The 15,883-nt window shown below is 54.1% G+C and carries 20 protein-coding genes; 6 read left to right on the top strand and 14 right to left on the bottom strand.

What is annotated here, in order from left to right; all coding sequences use genetic code 11:
* The first annotated feature begins 35 nt into the window (after positions 1 to 35).
* On the top strand, positions 36 to 263 hold the full coding sequence (locus HP459_RS06565) for a YceK/YidQ family lipoprotein (RefSeq protein ID WP_003858030.1): 228 nt from the start codon (positions 36 to 38) through the stop codon (positions 261 to 263).
* A gap of 7 nt (positions 264 to 270) precedes the next feature.
* Here HP459_RS06565 and HP459_RS06560 read toward each other — a convergent pair whose 3' ends face one another.
* From HP459_RS06560 to HP459_RS06550, 3 genes are all read right to left on the bottom strand, one after another.
* Positions 271 to 645 carry a MysB family protein gene (locus HP459_RS06560; RefSeq protein ID WP_003858026.1) on the bottom strand — a complete coding sequence of 125 codons (375 nt, stop codon included), beginning with the start codon at positions 643 to 645 and terminating at the stop codon, positions 271 to 273.
* A 79-nt stretch (positions 646 to 724) separates the two neighbouring features.
* A complete protein-coding gene (gene mdtG, locus HP459_RS06555) occupies positions 725 to 1,960 on the bottom strand; it encodes a multidrug efflux MFS transporter MdtG (RefSeq protein ID WP_023299778.1) in 1,236 nt (411 codons plus the stop codon).
* A 141-nt stretch (positions 1,961 to 2,101) separates the two neighbouring features.
* Positions 2,102 to 3,028, bottom strand: a complete 927-nt coding sequence (locus HP459_RS06550) for a Kdo(2)-lipid IV(A) acyltransferase (protein WP_022647709.1) — start codon at positions 3,026 to 3,028, stop codon at positions 2,102 to 2,104.
* A 218-nt stretch (positions 3,029 to 3,246) separates the two neighbouring features.
* Between HP459_RS06550 and HP459_RS06545 the strand changes: the two genes are divergently transcribed.
* Complete coding sequence (locus tag HP459_RS06545) at positions 3,247 to 4,296, top strand: rhodanese-related sulfurtransferase (RefSeq protein ID WP_022647710.1); 1,050 nt, start codon at positions 3,247 to 3,249, stop codon at positions 4,294 to 4,296.
* A 38-nt stretch (positions 4,297 to 4,334) separates the two neighbouring features.
* On the opposite strand, the gene HP459_RS06540 is transcribed toward HP459_RS06545, so the two are convergent.
* The 9 genes from HP459_RS06540 to mdtH all read right to left on the bottom strand — a co-directional run bounded on the left by HP459_RS06540 (position 4,335) and on the right by mdtH (position 11,019).
* Complete coding sequence (locus HP459_RS06540; RefSeq protein WP_022647711.1) at positions 4,335 to 4,913, bottom strand: YceI family protein; 579 nt, start codon at positions 4,911 to 4,913, stop codon at positions 4,335 to 4,337.
* Position 4,914: 1 nt separating this feature from the next.
* Positions 4,915 to 5,481 (bottom strand): cytochrome b, encoded by a 567-nt coding sequence (locus tag HP459_RS06535; RefSeq protein ID WP_022647712.1) that lies wholly within the window; start codon positions 5,479 to 5,481, stop codon positions 4,915 to 4,917.
* Positions 5,482 to 5,707: 226 nt separating this feature from the next.
* Positions 5,708 to 5,821 carry a YceO family protein gene (locus tag HP459_RS06530; RefSeq protein ID WP_022647713.1) on the bottom strand — a complete coding sequence of 38 codons (114 nt, stop codon included), beginning with the start codon at positions 5,819 to 5,821 and terminating at the stop codon, positions 5,708 to 5,710.
* A gap of 50 nt (positions 5,822 to 5,871) precedes the next feature.
* Positions 5,872 to 6,990, bottom strand: a complete 1,119-nt coding sequence (solA, locus tag HP459_RS06525) for an N-methyl-L-tryptophan oxidase (RefSeq protein WP_154051629.1) — start codon at positions 6,988 to 6,990, stop codon at positions 5,872 to 5,874.
* A 114-nt stretch (positions 6,991 to 7,104) separates the two neighbouring features.
* A complete protein-coding gene (bssS, locus tag HP459_RS06520; RefSeq protein WP_023299782.1) occupies positions 7,105 to 7,359 on the bottom strand; it encodes a biofilm formation regulator BssS in 255 nt (84 codons plus the stop codon).
* Between the two features lie 274 nt (positions 7,360 to 7,633).
* Positions 7,634 to 7,879 (bottom strand): DNA damage-inducible protein I, encoded by a 246-nt coding sequence (gene dinI, locus HP459_RS06515; RefSeq protein ID WP_022647715.1) that lies wholly within the window; start codon positions 7,877 to 7,879, stop codon positions 7,634 to 7,636.
* A 75-nt stretch (positions 7,880 to 7,954) separates the two neighbouring features.
* Positions 7,955 to 9,001: a dihydroorotase gene (gene pyrC, locus HP459_RS06510; RefSeq protein WP_022647716.1), complete on the bottom strand. Its 1,047-nt coding sequence runs from the start codon at positions 8,999 to 9,001 to the stop codon at positions 7,955 to 7,957.
* A 128-nt stretch (positions 9,002 to 9,129) separates the two neighbouring features.
* The gene (locus HP459_RS06505) at positions 9,130 to 9,690 is read right to left on the bottom strand and encodes a lipoprotein (protein ID WP_023305855.1); all 561 of its coding nucleotides are present in this window, start codon (positions 9,688 to 9,690) and stop codon (positions 9,130 to 9,132) included.
* A gap of 120 nt (positions 9,691 to 9,810) precedes the next feature.
* Complete coding sequence (mdtH, locus tag HP459_RS06500; protein ID WP_171936038.1) at positions 9,811 to 11,019, bottom strand: multidrug efflux MFS transporter MdtH; 1,209 nt, start codon at positions 11,017 to 11,019, stop codon at positions 9,811 to 9,813.
* Positions 11,020 to 11,255: 236 nt separating this feature from the next.
* On the opposite strand from mdtH, the gene rimJ reads away from it, so the two are divergent.
* The 4 genes from rimJ to murJ all read left to right on the top strand — a co-directional run bounded on the left by rimJ (position 11,256) and on the right by murJ (position 15,091).
* Positions 11,256 to 11,840, top strand: coding sequence for a ribosomal protein S5-alanine N-acetyltransferase (gene rimJ / locus HP459_RS06495; protein ID WP_171936037.1), 585 nt, complete (start codon positions 11,256 to 11,258; stop codon positions 11,838 to 11,840).
* A gap of 9 nt (positions 11,841 to 11,849) precedes the next feature.
* Complete coding sequence (locus HP459_RS06490) at positions 11,850 to 12,500, top strand: YceH family protein (RefSeq protein WP_171936036.1); 651 nt, start codon at positions 11,850 to 11,852, stop codon at positions 12,498 to 12,500.
* Between the two features lie 2 nt (positions 12,501 to 12,502).
* Positions 12,503 to 13,426 carry a Gfo/Idh/MocA family protein gene (locus HP459_RS06485; protein WP_058647113.1) on the top strand — a complete coding sequence of 308 codons (924 nt, stop codon included), beginning with the start codon at positions 12,503 to 12,505 and terminating at the stop codon, positions 13,424 to 13,426.
* A 129-nt stretch (positions 13,427 to 13,555) separates the two neighbouring features.
* Positions 13,556 to 15,091 (top strand): murein biosynthesis integral membrane protein MurJ, encoded by a 1,536-nt coding sequence (gene murJ, locus HP459_RS06480; RefSeq protein ID WP_017384735.1) that lies wholly within the window; start codon positions 13,556 to 13,558, stop codon positions 15,089 to 15,091.
* 58 nt (positions 15,092 to 15,149) lie between these two features.
* Here the strand turns inward: murJ and flgN are convergent, their stop codons facing one another.
* Positions 15,150 to 15,575: a flagella biosynthesis chaperone FlgN gene (gene flgN, locus HP459_RS06475; RefSeq protein WP_022647721.1), complete on the bottom strand. Its 426-nt coding sequence runs from the start codon at positions 15,573 to 15,575 to the stop codon at positions 15,150 to 15,152.
* A gap of 4 nt (positions 15,576 to 15,579) precedes the next feature.
* Positions 15,580 to 15,873: a flagellar biosynthesis anti-sigma factor FlgM gene (gene flgM / locus HP459_RS06470; protein WP_003858002.1), complete on the bottom strand. Its 294-nt coding sequence runs from the start codon at positions 15,871 to 15,873 to the stop codon at positions 15,580 to 15,582.
* Positions 15,874 to 15,883: the final 10 nt, after the last annotated feature.

Raw genomic sequence — 15,883 nt, 5'->3', positions numbered from 1 at the left:
CGGCTTAATCGCCGGTATTTTTTTAGAGGTCAGAAATGAAAGTAATCATTGTTGTCATGATGGCATGCCTGCTCAGCGGCTGCGGCAGCATCATCAGCCGCACCATTCCCGGACAGGGCCACGGGAATCAGTACTACCCCGGCGTACAGTGGGATGTCCGCGATTCCGCATGGCGCTATCTCACCGTGCTCGATCTGCCGTTTTCGCTGATTTTCGACACGCTACTGCTGCCCATCGATGCCAGCCACGGCCCTTACGAGTAACGAGAGCTTATCGCTCGTCCCATTCGTCCGCTGCGGCCTGACCTTCTTCGGTATCCAGCGGCGGTTCGAGCTGAAACTCACCTTCATCCCATTCATGCAGCGTATTTTCTTCCAGCCACTCCTGACGTAACTCAATTTCGTCATAGTCGCCGTCGAATACCGCCTGCGCACCTTCACCACTCAATATCGGCAGACATTCTCCGTCTTCACCTTCATCAGCAAAGAATTCGGCCTGCCACATAATATCGCCGTCCTGAAGGACGTATTTTTGGATATTGAGTTGTTGCACGTCAGCATCTTCTTCCTCAATGCCGGGATTATCGGCGAGGAATTCTTCGCGAGCGGCATCAATTGCTTCTTCCAGCGTGGCGTACATGGTCATTGGTGTCTCCCTGTTTTTCGTGAAGGTATTCAGGGAAAGAATAGCTGATTATATGATTGTGCAAGTATGAATGCGTAAATTAGCCGTCACGATGTTGTGTTATGCGCGCCGGGCGTAGCGCCCGGGATAAGCTGAGCCAGGAATAAACAGCGTTGAACAGCACGACGCCTGCCGTCACGATAAAGACCGCCCGGAAACCGAAACTGGCCGAAACCCCCGCGCCGACCAGCGGCCCGGTGACGTTACCCAGATCGCGAAACGACTGGTTGTAGCTGAAAATACGTCCGGCAATCTGGTTGGTGGAGTTATAGACCAGCAGCGTCTGCACCGCCGGAAGCAACGCGCCGTCCGCTGCGCCCAGCAGAAAGCGCAACACGCCGAGCTGCCACGGTGAGTTCACCATCGACATGGGGATCAGCAGCAGAACGGAGACGATCAGGGCGCAGATCAGGATTTTTTCCGGGCCAATGCGATCGCCCAGCCTACCGAGCCGCGGCGCGCTCAGCAACGCGGCCACGCCGGGAACAGAGGCGATCACGCCGCTGATAAAGGCGATATTGCTGACGTTTCCCGCCAGATCGCGGACATAGAGCGTCAGAATAGGCGCGATTGAACCGGTGGCCACCTGAATAATCATGGTGGTCACAAACAGGCTCAGCACCAGCTTTGGGTTTTTCAGCGAGGCCAGCACATCTCGGGCGTGCAGCATCTCTTTTTTGGCTACCGGCGTGAAATTCTCGCGGATGCAGATAAGCGTCACGAGGAAGCAGAGAAACAGCACGCTGGCGGTAATGAAGAATACCGGCCGCAGTCCGTAGTGGTCGGCCAGCAGCCCGCCCGCCAGCGGACCCAGCAGTGCGCCGCTTACGCCGCCAGTGGAGAGCGTACCCAATGCCCAGCCGCTTTTATGGCGTGGGATTTGGGTTGCGATCAGGGCGTTGGCATTGGGGATAAATCCCCCGAGCAGACCCAGGAGCGCGCGTAATATCAGGAACTGCCAGACATTTTGCGCCACCCCCATCAACAGCATTATGATCGCCATGCCGAGCGCGGAGCGCAGCAGCATAATTTTGCGGCCTTTGCGATCCGCAAGCCCACCCCAGAAAGGCGACGCAATGGCGGAGAACAGGAACGTAATGCTGAACACCAGGCCGGACCACATATTCAGTGCGCTATGGCCGGTGACGCCGAGCTGTTCAACGTAGAGGGGCAGGAAGGGCATTACCAGGCTAAAGGCGGCGCCAGTAAGAAAACAACCCAGCCATGCAACCGTCAGGTTGCGTTTCCAGTTTATGGGAGCATCTGTGGAGGACATAACTATCCGCATAATGAGGTGCAGGGCACCGTGACCAGTGAGGTAATAAGCCTGCTAATTATGCGCCTGGGGTATGATTGCCGCAATGACGGGGAGCTTTTAAAGCTAAAACAGCTTGCGGCCCGGAAGACCGCATGCAGATTAATAACGAGAAGGGACGCCCTGAGGCCGGGTTTTGAAGCGGCGATGCAGCCACATGTACTGCTCGGGAGCGAGCATAATGCATTTCTCCACAATGCCGTTCATCCAGCGCGCGGTAGTTTCCGCGTCGTCGAGCGGCGGAGCGAGTTCCGGCTCCAGCATGATGAGCTGATAGCCTGAACCGTCCGGCTTACGGCGCGGCACAAACGGCACGATAGCGGCTTTGGACATCCGCGCCAGCATCCAGGTCCCGGTGGTCGTCGCGGCCTCTTCCACCGCAAAGAACGGGACAAACACGCTGGATTGCGGGCCGTAGTCATGATCCGGGGCATACCAGACCACTTCACCTGATTTGAGGGCGCGGATCATCCCTTTAAGGTCTTTGCGGTCGATCATGCTTTTGTTGGAGCGCATGCGTCCGTTGGTCTGGATCAAATCGATCACCGGATTATCGTTGGGACGATAAACGCCAATACCCGGCGCCTGCATGCCGAACATGCGTGCGCCAATTTCGAGCGTCAGGAAATGAACGCCAATCAGCAGGACGCCAGTCTGGTTGGCCTGGAGATTATGCACCGGATCCATGCCGGTTCCGGCCACTTCCGTCCAGCGCGCCATGCGCTTATCCGACCAGAACCAGGCCATACCGGTCTCCATCAGTCCCATGCCGACAGATTCGAAGTTTTTAACCACCATGTCGTGACGCTCAGATTCGCTCATCTGAGGAAAGCAAAGCTCAAGATTTCGATACGCGATCCTGGCGCGACGCTTCATAAATTGTTGAGCAATGCGGCCCAGTCCTTTACCCATGCGGAAAATTACGGGATAAGGCAGCTGTACAATTAGCCACAACAAGCCAATGCCTGACCATGTTAACCAATAGCGTGGGTGTAAAAGCGCGGCAGTAAATTTCGGTAACTGGGTCATGTCTGTCCTGTGTTCTAACGTCCTGAAGGGCTATTGTCTCATTTTTTGAGGCATAGCCAAAATGTCTGTCATCGAAACATGAAAGAATATGCAAGTGTTAAGTCTGATTAATCAGGTTGACTGAAATGTAGCGTAAATTGTGTGGATGTAAATTGTCTTTGTTTGCTATATCATGCCGACCGATTTTTATTTCTCAACGATTGCAGGACTTGTACACCATGCCAGTGTTACACAACCGTGTTTCGAATGAGATGTTGAAAGCGCGTATGTTGGCCGAAACCGAACCGCGCACAACGATCTCTTTCTATAAATATTTTACCATCAACGATCCACAGGCGACCCGCGATGCGCTTTACCAGGCTTTCACCGCCCTGAACGTGTTTGGTCGCGTCTATCTGGCGCGTGAGGGTATTAACGCGCAGATCAGCGTGCCGGAAAGCAAAGTCAGCGCCTTCCGCGATCTCCTTTATGGTTTTGATCCGGCGCTTAACGGCTTACGCCTGAACATTGCGCTGGATGATGACGGCAAATCGTTCTGGGTGCTGCGCATGAAGGTGCGTGAGCGTATTGTGGCGGATGGCATCGACGATCCGAGCTTCAATGCCGCGAATGTGGGGGAGTACCTAAAGGCCGCTGAAGTGAACGCGATGCTCGACGATCCGGATGCAGTGTTCATCGATATGCGTAACCACTACGAATATGAAGTGGGCCACTTCGAGAATGCGATGGAAATTCCTGCCGACACTTTCCGCGAACAGCTGCCGAAAGCGGTTGAGATGATGCAGGAGCATAAAGACAAAAAGATCGTTATGTATTGCACCGGGGGGATCCGCTGCGAAAAAGCCAGTGCCTGGATGAAACACAACGGTTTTAATAAAGTCTGGCATATTGAGGGTGGGATCATTGAATATGCCCGCCGCGCCCGCGAGCAGGGGTTACCGGTGCGTTTTATCGGTAAAAACTTTGTGTTTGATGAGCGTATGGGCGAGCGAATTTCAGAGGACGTAATCGCTCACTGTCACCAGTGCGGTACGCCGTGCGACACGCATACCAACTGCAAAAACGACGGTTGTCATCTTCTGTTTATTCAGTGTCCTGCATGTGCCGAGAAGTTTAATGGCTGCTGTAGCGAGCTGTGCAGTGAAGAGAGTATCCTGCCTGAAGAAGAGCAACGTCGTCGCCGTGCCGGGCGCGAGAACGGGAATAAGATCTTTAATAAATCCCGGGGCCGACTGAATACCAAACTGGGTATTCCGGACCCGGAGTAAAACATTGCCCGGCGGCGTAAAAGCCTGCCGGGCCTGTTTTATGACTTCTGCTGAACGCCTTCCACCGAAATAATCAGCTCTACATCCTGCGATGCCGGTCCTAAATCTGTGGTGATATTAAAATCTTTCAGATGAATTTTGCCGGCGGCTTCAAAGCCAGCACGTTTTCCGCCCCACGGATCGTCGCCCTGGCCGATTAATTTCGCATCCAGTGTTACCGGTTTTGTTACGCCGTTCAGCGTAAGATTACCGGTAATAGCGAGCTTATCACCGTCTTTCTTCACTTCTGTCGACGCGAAAGTAGCTTGCGGGAATTTGCCTACGTTCAGGAATTCAGCGCTGCGCAGATGTTTATCACGCTCGGCGTGATTAGTGTCGACGCTGTTAGTATTAATGGTGACGTTTACTTTATCGGCAGCAGGGTTTTTCTCGTCGAAACTAAATGTGCCATCGAAATCATTGAACGTACCATATAACCAGCTGTAACCCAGATGCTGAATACGGAAATTGACGAAGGCATGCTGGCCTTCTTTATCAATTTTATAGTCGGCGGCAATGGCCGAACCGGTGGTAAATAACAGCGAACCTAATGCGATACCCAACAGGCGTTTTTTCATTTTATGCTCCAGAGTCAACTGACGAACGGCCAAGCATGCGCTTCAGCGTATCGTCTTTATCAATAAAGTGGTGTTTCAGGGCCGCAAGGCCATGCAGAACAGACAGGATCACCACGCTCCATGCCAGCCACAGATGAACCACACCTGCGGTGTCAGCCTGTGAACCGGCGTCAGCCAGCGTGGCAGGGACGTCAAAGAGCCCAAACACGCTGATCGGTTTGCCGTCTGCGGTCGAAATGAGATAACCGCTGATCAGAATGGCGAACAGCAGGGCATAGAGTGCGATATGTGCGCCAACAGCGCTTATGCGGGTAAGACGGCCATGGCTTTTGGGGGCTGGAGGGGGCGGAGAGAGATGTCGCCAGATCACGCGAAAAACCAGACCCATCATCAGCAGAACCCCAATGCTTTTGTGCAATTCGGGGGCCTGATGATACCAACCGTCATAATAGCTTAATGTCACCATCCAGAGGCCGAGACCAAACATGGCATAGACAGCAAGTGCAAATAGCCAGTGTAAACACATGGATATTATTCCGTAGCGGCTGGAGGAGTTACGCCATTGCATATGAATTTCCGTTCTCAAATGACTGAGCAATAAAAATGGCCGGATTAATTAAATAATGCAACTGAAAAAAAGGAATAATGTTATTTAGTTATTTTATTTCAGCGAATTTGAATATGTTTCCGCAATGTATTTCAATCGCTTCGTTCAATAAATTTGAGATGACTTTTTATAAAAACTATAAGTTAAATAAGTTTAAAGGAGTGTCAATAAACGTCAGTGATGGTTTTCAGAAGAATACAATAAAGATGACGTCAACAATCGCCAGCAGCGACCAAAGGACAATGTAGAGCATGAAATGCTCGCGGATGTTATTGATAAGGTAATTCACCAGTCTGCGCATCATGATCCTCTCGCAAACCAGGCTCCGGTTATTCGGAGCCTGTAGCGGTATTATCGGCTAAAGCGCGAGAGCGCGAAGGGTTTGAGATCAAACGAAGGCGCAATCCCCTGAGCAAACTGGGCGGCGATTTCACCTAACACAGAGGCAAATTTAAACCCGTGACCGCTGAGCCCGGTTACGATCAGGGTGTTGTCGTGCCCAGGCAAGGTGTCGATGATGAAGTCTTCATCTGGCGTATTGTCGTAGGTGCACGCTGCGCCATAAAGCAACCCGCCTACGCCCGGCAGAATATTACGCAGGAACGTGAAGGCTTCGGAACCATCCTGCGGATAGGCTCCGTACGGCTTGCGTTCTTCCGCAGAGGAAATTACCTGTCCGCCGTTATGTTTGCCAATCTTGAGCGCGTCTTTTTCCGAGGGGAAACCGTAGTACTGGTCGCCATTAGGTAACTCGCCCGTGAACGCCGGGAATTTGTTCTGGCTGCTGTAACGCCCGTCAGACTGGAACCAGGAGAAGACTTTGCGTACCGGCTGGATGGGCAGATCCGGCAGCAGTTTCGTCACCCACGTTCCCGCACTCACCAGCAGGCGCGTGGCGGTATATTCACCTTCAGACGTGGTGACGGTTGAACCCCCGGCATGGTGGGTGATACCCGTGACCGGACAGTTAAACAACTGTGCGCAGCCCGCTTTGGCGGCGAGATCAATCCAGGTCTTAATGGCCGTTTCGCTGTGCAGTACCCCGGAATTGGCTTCAAACAATCCAATGTAGTCTTCAGGGACAGAAATTTCCGGCCAGCGCGCCATTAAGTCGTTCGCATCCAGACGCTCAACGTCCAGACGGTAGGCTTTCGCGCTCTCCTCGACCGTCGCCAGAAACGTGGAGTTGGCGGGCCCCAGATTAATAACCCCGGTGCGCTCAAAAATGCGTTCTTCGGTGACTGCGGCCAGCTCATCCCACAGCGTCTGAGCCCGAAGCACCAGCGGTACATAGCGCTCACCTTCGCCGTAAGCGTGACGGATAAGACGGGTATCGCCGTGATGGCTTCCTTCAGAATGAGGGGGAAGGTGGGCGTCAATCATCAGCACATTCAGACCCGCCTGCGTAGCGTAATAACCGGCTGCAGATCCAACGGAGCCGCTTCCGATAATGATCAAATCGTATTTCATAGGCTTCTCTTTACTAACGCTTTGTTAGCAGAGTAATTAACTATGTGGGCTTATACAAGAGCGAAATAAATAAGGCACCGCGAGGGTGCCTGTTGAGTGAAAAGGGGCATAAGGTCAATGCCGTTTATACTCATTTTCCTGGTAGTCGCCAGATTCTATTTTTGCGATGCCTGCTTCCAAAATAGAAATAAACTGACGGGCGACGTCTGTTGTAAGCCACAGCGTCTGTCCAACTTCCGCTTCGTCACGGTTTAGCTGATTCGGGGTCTGGTAGTGCAAACGCAGCATCAGCGCATCGTAGCTGTCTACGGTGCTGATATCCCAGCCAACGAGTGGATGGGTCTGGATGACTTCATTATTCTTTTCCATTATAACCCCCTTAATGCGTGTTAGAAGACAACGACTTTGAGGTTCAATGCATGTTTTTCTGAAAGCTTTTTCAGTATATCAATTAATAAGGGTTCCGCAGGAAAAAATAAACGGGTAGCAACACATTTTTCTGCTTTTTAGGATTGTTCGAACAATAAAACGTCATCTTGTTCACGATTTTCTAAGAAGATACTGAAATATTTTGAACTTTCAGGAGACGAAACGAAAAAAAGCCGGGGCGACCCGGCAAAAAAACACAATGAGGGAGCAAATTTTAATCTGTGATGAACCAGTCGTCGGCGCTTTCCCATGTTTCCTGCAAAATTTCGCTGATGCGGTCTTTGTCTTCTTTCGCGCCGCCAATGACGGAAAGATGGTTTGCTGTCGCATAACGTACCGTTATGGCGCCATCGTTTTCAGGAAAAGTGCTGTTAATACGTCGGGATAGCTCACCCGCCAGAGCGTCGAGTGCGCCAGCAGGCAGGACGGTGGTTTTGGCAATGGTGACTTCAATACGCATAAATGCCCCCTGTGTAATATACTGTTTATTTATACAGTTATATTGGCGGTTTGACAACAGGGGGATGACAATTTTTTAGCTTTTTACCGTCCAGCTTACGGTTTCACCGGCCAGGAAGGGGATCAGCGTATCGTCGGTGAGCGCAATCGACGCTTCAACCTGGCTTTCTTTGCGCTCCAGCTCAATGAACGTGTCATTAACCGGCAGACCGTAGAAACGCGGGCCGTTAAGGGAGCAGAAGGCTTCGAAATGGCCTAACGCATTCATCTCGTCAAAGACGGTTGCGTAACTTGCCAGGGCGGTCGGGGCGTTAAAGCAGCCTGCACAGCCGCAGCTCGCCTCTTTTCGGTGACGGGCATGCGGGGCGGAATCCGTGCCGAGGAACGCGCGCGGGAAGCCGCTGGCGACCAGCTCACGTAGCGCCTGCTGGTGGATATTGCGCTTGAGGATCGGCAGACAATACAGATGTGGGCGAACGCCACCCACCAGCATGTGGTTACGGTTAAACATCAGGTGCTGCGGGGTGATGGTGGCGGCAATCAATTCGTTTCCATCCCGGACATACTCTGCGGCATCTTTGGTCGTAATGTGTTCAAACACTACCTTCAGCCCAGGAAGACGCTGGCGCAGCGGCTCCATGACCGTTTCGATAAAACGCGCTTCGCGATCGAAAATATCAATGTCAGCGTGGGTCACTTCCCCGTGCACCAGCAGTGGCATTCCCAGTTTTTGCATTCGCTCCAGAACGGGCATGATGGCGTCGATGCTCGTCACCCCATGGCTGGAGTTGGTGGTGGCGTTTGCCGGGTAGAGCTTCGCGGCGGTGAACACACCTTCGTTAAATCCGCGCTCAACCTCATTGGGATCCAGCGAGTCCGTCAGGTAGCAGGTCATCAACGGAGTAAAATCGTGCCCGGCCGGAACGGCGTCAAGGATACGCTGGCGATAGGCGATCGCGGCCTCGACGGTGGTGACTGGCGGAACCAGGTTAGGCATAACAATCGCACGGCCATAAATTTCGCTGGTATACGGCACGACGGTTTTCAGCATGTCGCCATCACGAAGATGGATATGCCAGTCGTCTGGGCGGCGGATTTTGAGAACCTGGGATTGTACAGTCATGGAAGCTCCGGCTTGAAAGGGATCAGTCATAAGATGGCTGTTTTTGCCGGACACAAATCATAAGCGGAAACGTTTTCGTTTGCACACTATTCCGTTAAAAAAAACGGGCGCCTGAGCGCCCGGAGTATTTAGTCGGTGAAAGGAATGATGATTTCACCCGGTTTCACCTCTATCCCTTTGGCATATTTTTTCGCCAGAGATTCGCCCTTACTCTTGTCTTCGCTCAGAACGTAGGCGGGCTGCTGGTTAAAATAGTTCTGTAACGACTGGTTGAGATAAGGCATCAGCGTTTGCAGCACCGGTTTCATTTTATCCGGCGTGACGACCGCATCGACGATTTCCATCTCTTGCAGGAAAATTGCCCCTTTCTCTTTATTAAAGACCGGCAGCGCCTTGAGCTTCAGTTTGATATCCGCTTTCTGATTGCCGAAGAGCGAGGTCATGTCGAGGCTGGCATCGCCGGACAGGGTGACTTTGTTAGGCTCCTCGCGCCCAATCTGGCTGGCGAGATTCGTCAGGACGATATGTGCATCCGCAAGGCCGGGCACGCCGATATCTTTTGAAAAGTTATTATGTTTTTCCAGCGCCTGATTAATTTCCTGCTCACTGACGGTGTACTGCGTAAGCTGGTTACATCCCACCAGCAGCCCACTGACAATTAACGCAGCGGCAATAACGATCTTTTTCATGGTGTTCCTCAACATAAAATCGGCGCATCTGTCCTGATACGCCAGTATGTCAGGGTGATCCTGGAGAAACCAGCAGAAAAAACTGATAGTGCAGGGAGGTAAATATCCTCCCCCAGAAGGTCAGGCGCCAGGCTCCAGCATCCCGCGGGTGCTGCGTTTATCACTGAACTGCCACCAGAGGGCAATCAGCGTCATAAAGCCGACCATACCGAGCATGACCCACGGCAGCTCCGGCTGATGGAGCGCTTTTCCGGCATCAAACAGCCAGCCGCCACCGGTGTAACCCAGCGCGCCGCCAAGCGCCAGTCCGAGACGGCTGAAGCCCATGTAGCTGCCACGGGCCCGGGCGTCGGCAAGTGACGCGCTCAGGGTTTCACGGGCCGGCTCGGCAATGATTGAGCCAATATAGAAGGTGCAAATCAGCATAAACAGCTGCTGGAGTGAGCTCACCAGGCCGATGGGCATCATGCTGAGCGTCATCAGCAACAGCCCGGCCATCAGACGGTGCTCAAGCCGGAAACGGCGCTCGCTCCACCGGGCAATCGGATAGAGCAGAGTCAGAGAAAGGCAGGCCTCAATGGCATACATCCATTTTACCGCCGCCGGCGTGCCGGCAATATCGTTAACCATAATCGGCAGCATCAGCATGACCTGCACGGCGAGCATGTAGTAGCCGGTCAACGTTAAAACATAGGTGACGAAGCGTTTATCGCTCAGCACGCGGTCAAGCCCTTCCCGCACCGGCGCTTTTACCGTCGACAGCTTCCATGCAGGCAGAAACAGACCGTTAAACAGCGCGCAGAGAATAAACAGCACCGCGCCGGTGGCGCAGACCAGGCGGAAATCGTATTGCAGCAGCCAGCTTCCCAGCAGGGCGCCCACTACCGCGCCAGCGCTGTCCTGCATCATCAAAATTGAGAAGAAACGACCCCGGTGTTGCGGACGGATAAGCTTAACCACCAGCGCGGTACGCGGTGGGTCGAAAAGGGTGCCGCCAATCCCGGAAAGGAAACAGGAGAACCACAGCAGCCAGGGGTCATGAGCGATTGCCATCGTGGCGAATCCCGCCGCACGTAACAGCATGCCGGTGACGATCATCGGTTTCGCACCGAAGCGGTCGGCTATTGCCCCGCCAAACACGCCAAGACCCTGTTGTACAAACTGGCGTAAGCCCAGCGCGATCCCGACCATTAGCGCCGCCCAGCCCATTTGATCGACAAAACGAATCGATATAAGTGGAAAAACGACAAAAAAGCCGAGCACGACCAGCATGTTATCGACGAGCAGGAAATATTTACCCAGGCTCCTGGCCTGTGTTACGCGGGACATTTTCCCTCCAGGGAAAATAAAAGGTGAGCACGCTAATATTCTGCGGTGTCGCCGCGCTTTTTCACATACCTGCTGGCGACAATATTTTTTTATCAAAAAGGTGCTTTGATAGAGAGTTCTCATCGAAAAATGTGAAAAGCGATAAAAATGGTATGTCACTGTTTTCACAGAAGGCACAGGCGCAGGTATAGTAAAGCTAACAGGCAGAGCAGAAGCGACGGGAAGGAGTGGTATCGATGTTTGGCTATCGCAGTAATGTGCCAAAAGTGCGTCTGACGACGGACAGGCTGGTCGTTCGTCTGGTGCATGAGCGTGATGCCTGGCGTCTGGCGGATTATTACGCCGAGAATCGCCAGTTTTTAAAACCCTGGGAACCCGTTCGGGACGAGAGCCATTGCTACCCCTCTGGCTGGCAGGCGCGCCTCAGTATGATTGCGGAATTTCACAAACAGGGAAGTGCGTTTTATTTCGCGCTTCTCGATCCGGAAGAGAAAGAGATCGTTGGCATTGCCAATTTTTCAAACGTAGTACGCGGGTCGTTTCACGCCTGCTATCTCGGGTATTCCATCGGCCAGAAATGGCAGGGGCAGGGGCTCATGTTTGAGGCGCTGACGGCGGCGATTCGCTACATGCAGCGCACGCAACATATCCATCGCATTATGGCGAACTACATGCCGCACAATAAGCGCAGCGGCGATCTGCTGGCCCGCCTGGGGTTTGAGAAAGAGGGCTATGCCAAAGATTATCTGCTGATTGACGGCGAGTGGCGGGACCATGTCCTCACCGCGCTCACCACGAAGGAGTGGACCGCGGGTCGTTAAGGAGAAAAGATGAAATATCAATTAAATGGCGCCGAAGCGCGCGTGATTGGCTGCCTGCTGGAAAAGCAGGTTACGACGCCGGAACAGTATCCTCTTTCCGCGAATGCCGTCACGATGGCCTGCAACCAAAAGACGAACCGTGAGCCAGTGATGAACCTTGGCGAGCACGAGGTGCAGGATATCCTTGATGAGCTGGTGAAGCGCCACTACCTGCGCACCGTCAGCGGCTTCGGTAATCGCGTCACTAAATATGAACAGCGCTTTTGTAATTCCGAATTTGGCGATTTAAAACTCAGCGCCGCAGAAGTGGCGGTTATCACCACGCTGCTGCTGCGCGGGGCGCAGACGCCGGGTGAACTGCGCACACGCGCCTCCCGCATGCATGAGTTTCAGGATATGCAGGACGTTGAACAGACGCTGGATGGATTAGCCTCACGCGAGGACGGTCCTTACGTGGTGCGTCTGGCCCGCGAGCCGGGCAAGCGTGAAAGCCGCTACATGCACCTGTTTAGCGGCGACGTGGAGTCCTCTACGCTGGCCGTCGAATCCGACACGCCAGCATCAAACGACAGCCTGACCGCGCGCGTGGCAGCCCTGGAAGACGAGGTTGCCGGGCTGAAGCAGCGTCTGGACGCTTTACTCGCACACCTGGGAGATTAACCGTGACTACATTACGCATTGGAGTGGTGGGGCTGGGCGGGATTGCGCAAAAAGCATGGCTGCCCGTTTTAGGCGCCGCGTCAGACTGGACGCTGCAAGGGGCGTGGTCGCCCACCCGCGAGAAAGCAGAGCGCATCTGCAAAACCTGGCGCATCCCTTATGCTGGCTCACTCCAGGATTTAGCCCGTGAATGTGATGCGGTATTTGTGCATACCTCAACCGCGACGCACTTCCAGGTGGTGAGCGAGTTGCTGAACGCAGGCGTTCACGTCTGCGTTGATAAGCCTCTGGCGGAAAATGTGCAGGATGCTGAACGACTGATTGAGCTGGCCGCGCGTAAAAAGCTGACGCTGATGGTCGGCTTCAACCGCCGTTTTGCGCCGCTCTATCAGAAGCTTAAAGCGCAGTCCGGCTCGTTTGCCTCTCTGCGTATGGATAAGCACCGTACCGACAGCGTGGGGCCGAACGATCTGCGGTTCACGCTGCTGGATGATTATCTCCACGTCGTGGATACGGCCCTTTGGCTGAGTAACGGAAAAGCCCAGCTGCAAAGCGGCACGCTGCTGACCAACGAGCAGGGTGAAATGGTTTACGCCGAACATCATTTTGCCGTTGAGCATTTACAGGTGACGACCAGCATGCATCGTCGGGCGGGCAGCCAGCGCGAGTCCGTGCAGGCCGTTACGGATGGCGCGCTGTATGACGTCACCGATATGCGAGAGTGGCGGGAAGAGAAGGGCAATGGCGTGCTCGCGTTACCCGTTCCCGGCTGGCAGAGCACCCTGGAGCAGCGTGGCTTTGTGGGCTGCGCGCGTCACTTCATTACCTGCGTGCAGAATCAGACGGTTCCTGAAACGTCCGGGGAGCAGGCCATTCTGGCGCAGCGCATCGTGGAACGACTCTGGCGCGAAGCGATGTCGGAATAACTCGCTGTAACATCTGCCGATAGTAATTCGTTGAAATCCGGTTAGACTAAGCGCCGCTTGTTGGCTTTGCCGGGTGGCGCTTTCGCTTATCCGTCCTGGAAATCCGTAGGGTTGTGGAACTTCACGTTAATGAACTTATTAAAATCGCTGGCGGCCGTCAGCTCGATGACCATGTTTTCCCGCGTGCTTGGCTTTGCTCGCGATGCCATTGTGGCAAGGGTTTTTGGCGCAGGGATGGCGACTGACGCCTTTTTCGTTGCGTTCAAGCTGCCGAACCTGCTGCGCCGTATTTTTGCCGAAGGGGCTTTCTCACAGGCATTTGTCCCGATCCTCGCGGAATATAAAAGCAAGCAGGGCGAAGATGCCACCCGCGTCTTTGTGGCGTACGTTTCCGGTTTACTGACGCTGGCGCTGGCGATCGTGACCGTACTGGGGATGCTGGCAGCGCCCTGGGTAATCATGGTAACGGCGCCGGGCTTTGCCGACACGGCGGATAAATTTGCCCTGACGACGCAACTGCTGCGGATAACCTTCCCCTATATTCTGCTGATTTCGCTGGCGTCGCTGGTGGGTGCCATCCTGAATACCTGGAACCGCTTCTCCGTGCCGGCCTTTGCCCCCACGTTCCTCAACGTCAGCATGATTGGCTTTGCGCTGTTCGCCGCGCCGCATTTTAACCCACCGGTGCTGGCGCTGGCCTGGGCCGTGACCGTCGGCGGGGTGTTACAGCTTGCTTACCAGCTCCCGCACCTGAAAAAGATCGGCATGCTGGTTCTGCCGCGCATTAATTTCAAAGATGCGGGCGCAATGCGCGTTATCAAACAGATGGGACCGGCAATACTCGGCGTGTCCGTCAGCCAGATCTCGCTCATCATCAATACCATCTTCGCCTCTTTCCTGGTGTCGGGCTCGGTGTCCTGGATGTACTACGCCGACCGGCTGATGGAGTTTCCATCCGGGGTGCTGGGCGTGGCGCTGGGGACTATTCTGTTGCCGTCGCTGTCGAAAAGTTTCGCCAGCGGCAACCACGATGAATACTGCCGCCTGATGGACTGGGGTCTGCGTCTCTGTTTTCTGCTGGCGCTGCCAAGCGCGGTGGCGCTGGGGATCCTGGCGAAACCGCTGACGGTGTCGTTGTTCCAGTATGGAAAATTCACCGCCTTTGATGCCGCCATGACCCAGCGCGCACTGGTAGCCTACTCAGTGGGGCTGATGGGGCTGATTGTCGTGAAGGTGCTTGCGCCCGGTTTCTATTCACGTCAGGACATCAAAACGCCGGTTAAGATTGCCATTGTGACGCTGATCATGACGCAGCTGATGAACCTGGCGTTTATTGGTCCGCTGAAACACGCGGGTCTGTCACTGTCGATTGGTCTGGCGGCCTGTCTCAACGCCGGGCTGCTGTACTGGCAGCTGCGTAAGCAGGATATCTTCACCCCGCAGCCGGGCTGGGCAAGCTTCCTGCTGCGTCTGGCGATCGCGGTAGTAGTGATGGCGGCCGCGCTGGTTGGCATGCTGTACGTGATGCCTGAGTGGGCGCAGGGCACCATGCCTTACCGCCTGATGCGTCTGATGGCCGTGGTGGTGGTCGGGGTGGTGGCGTACTTTGCCACGCTGGCGGTGCTTGGCTTCAAGGTGAAAGAGTTTACCCGCCGCACGGTATAAACGCCAAAAGGGGAGTCACCAGAAGGTGCTCCCCGCTTCATGACATGCCGCTAGTGCGTCAAATCGAAATCTTTTTCCCGCCCGTGATACGTGCCGTGGCCGTTTGACCATCCGCACCGTACAGCCCCGGCTCTTTATAGGGCTTTAACACCTCAAGCGCCTGCTGATTACGGATAATCTGACCTTCCAGCAGCCAGCCGTTATGCTGGTTGAGATCGCGAAGATGCTGGGTTTTTTCTGTAATGGTCTGCCAGCGTTCGTTGATCTCATCATTGGCGCTGCGTTTCGTGTCTTGCTCAGCGCGTCGCTGTTTTTCCAGATAATCCAGGGTCGCCAGCAGCGAGCTTTTATCTTCAGTAATGCGTTGCAACGCGCTGCCGTTGATTTGACCAGAAGAGAGGTGGTGCTGTTCTGCGTCCATCACCGTTTTCAGGTCGTTCAGGACCACCGTCATCTGATCCAGTATTTCTGACAGTCGACTCATACGGTTAGTTACTCTGGAGGAAACTCTGTGCGTCCTGAATCAGCGCATCAGCGATTTTGCTGGTATCCATTTTCAGTTCGCCGTTACGGATAGCCGTTTTCAGCGCTTCAACTCGTTCCATGTTGATATCGCTGCTGCCTGGCTGCATCAGCTTCGACTGCGCATCGCTCAGCGTGACGCTGGTGCTGTTAGCCGTCGAGGTTTTTTCCAGACGCGTTTTTTGCGGGGCAGCCTCATTCGTTTCGCGAGGTTGTACAGTGCTAACCGGCTTCAGGGCTGATGTACGATCAATGCTCATAGTGTTGTCC

This window comes from Enterobacter sp. CM29 (genome assembly GCF_013179605.1).
GTDB lineage: Bacteria > Pseudomonadota > Gammaproteobacteria > Enterobacterales > Enterobacteriaceae > Enterobacter > Enterobacter intestinihominis.
The sequence above is the reverse complement of the archived record's forward strand: the minus strand, read 5'-3'. Positions and strand labels throughout refer to the sequence as shown.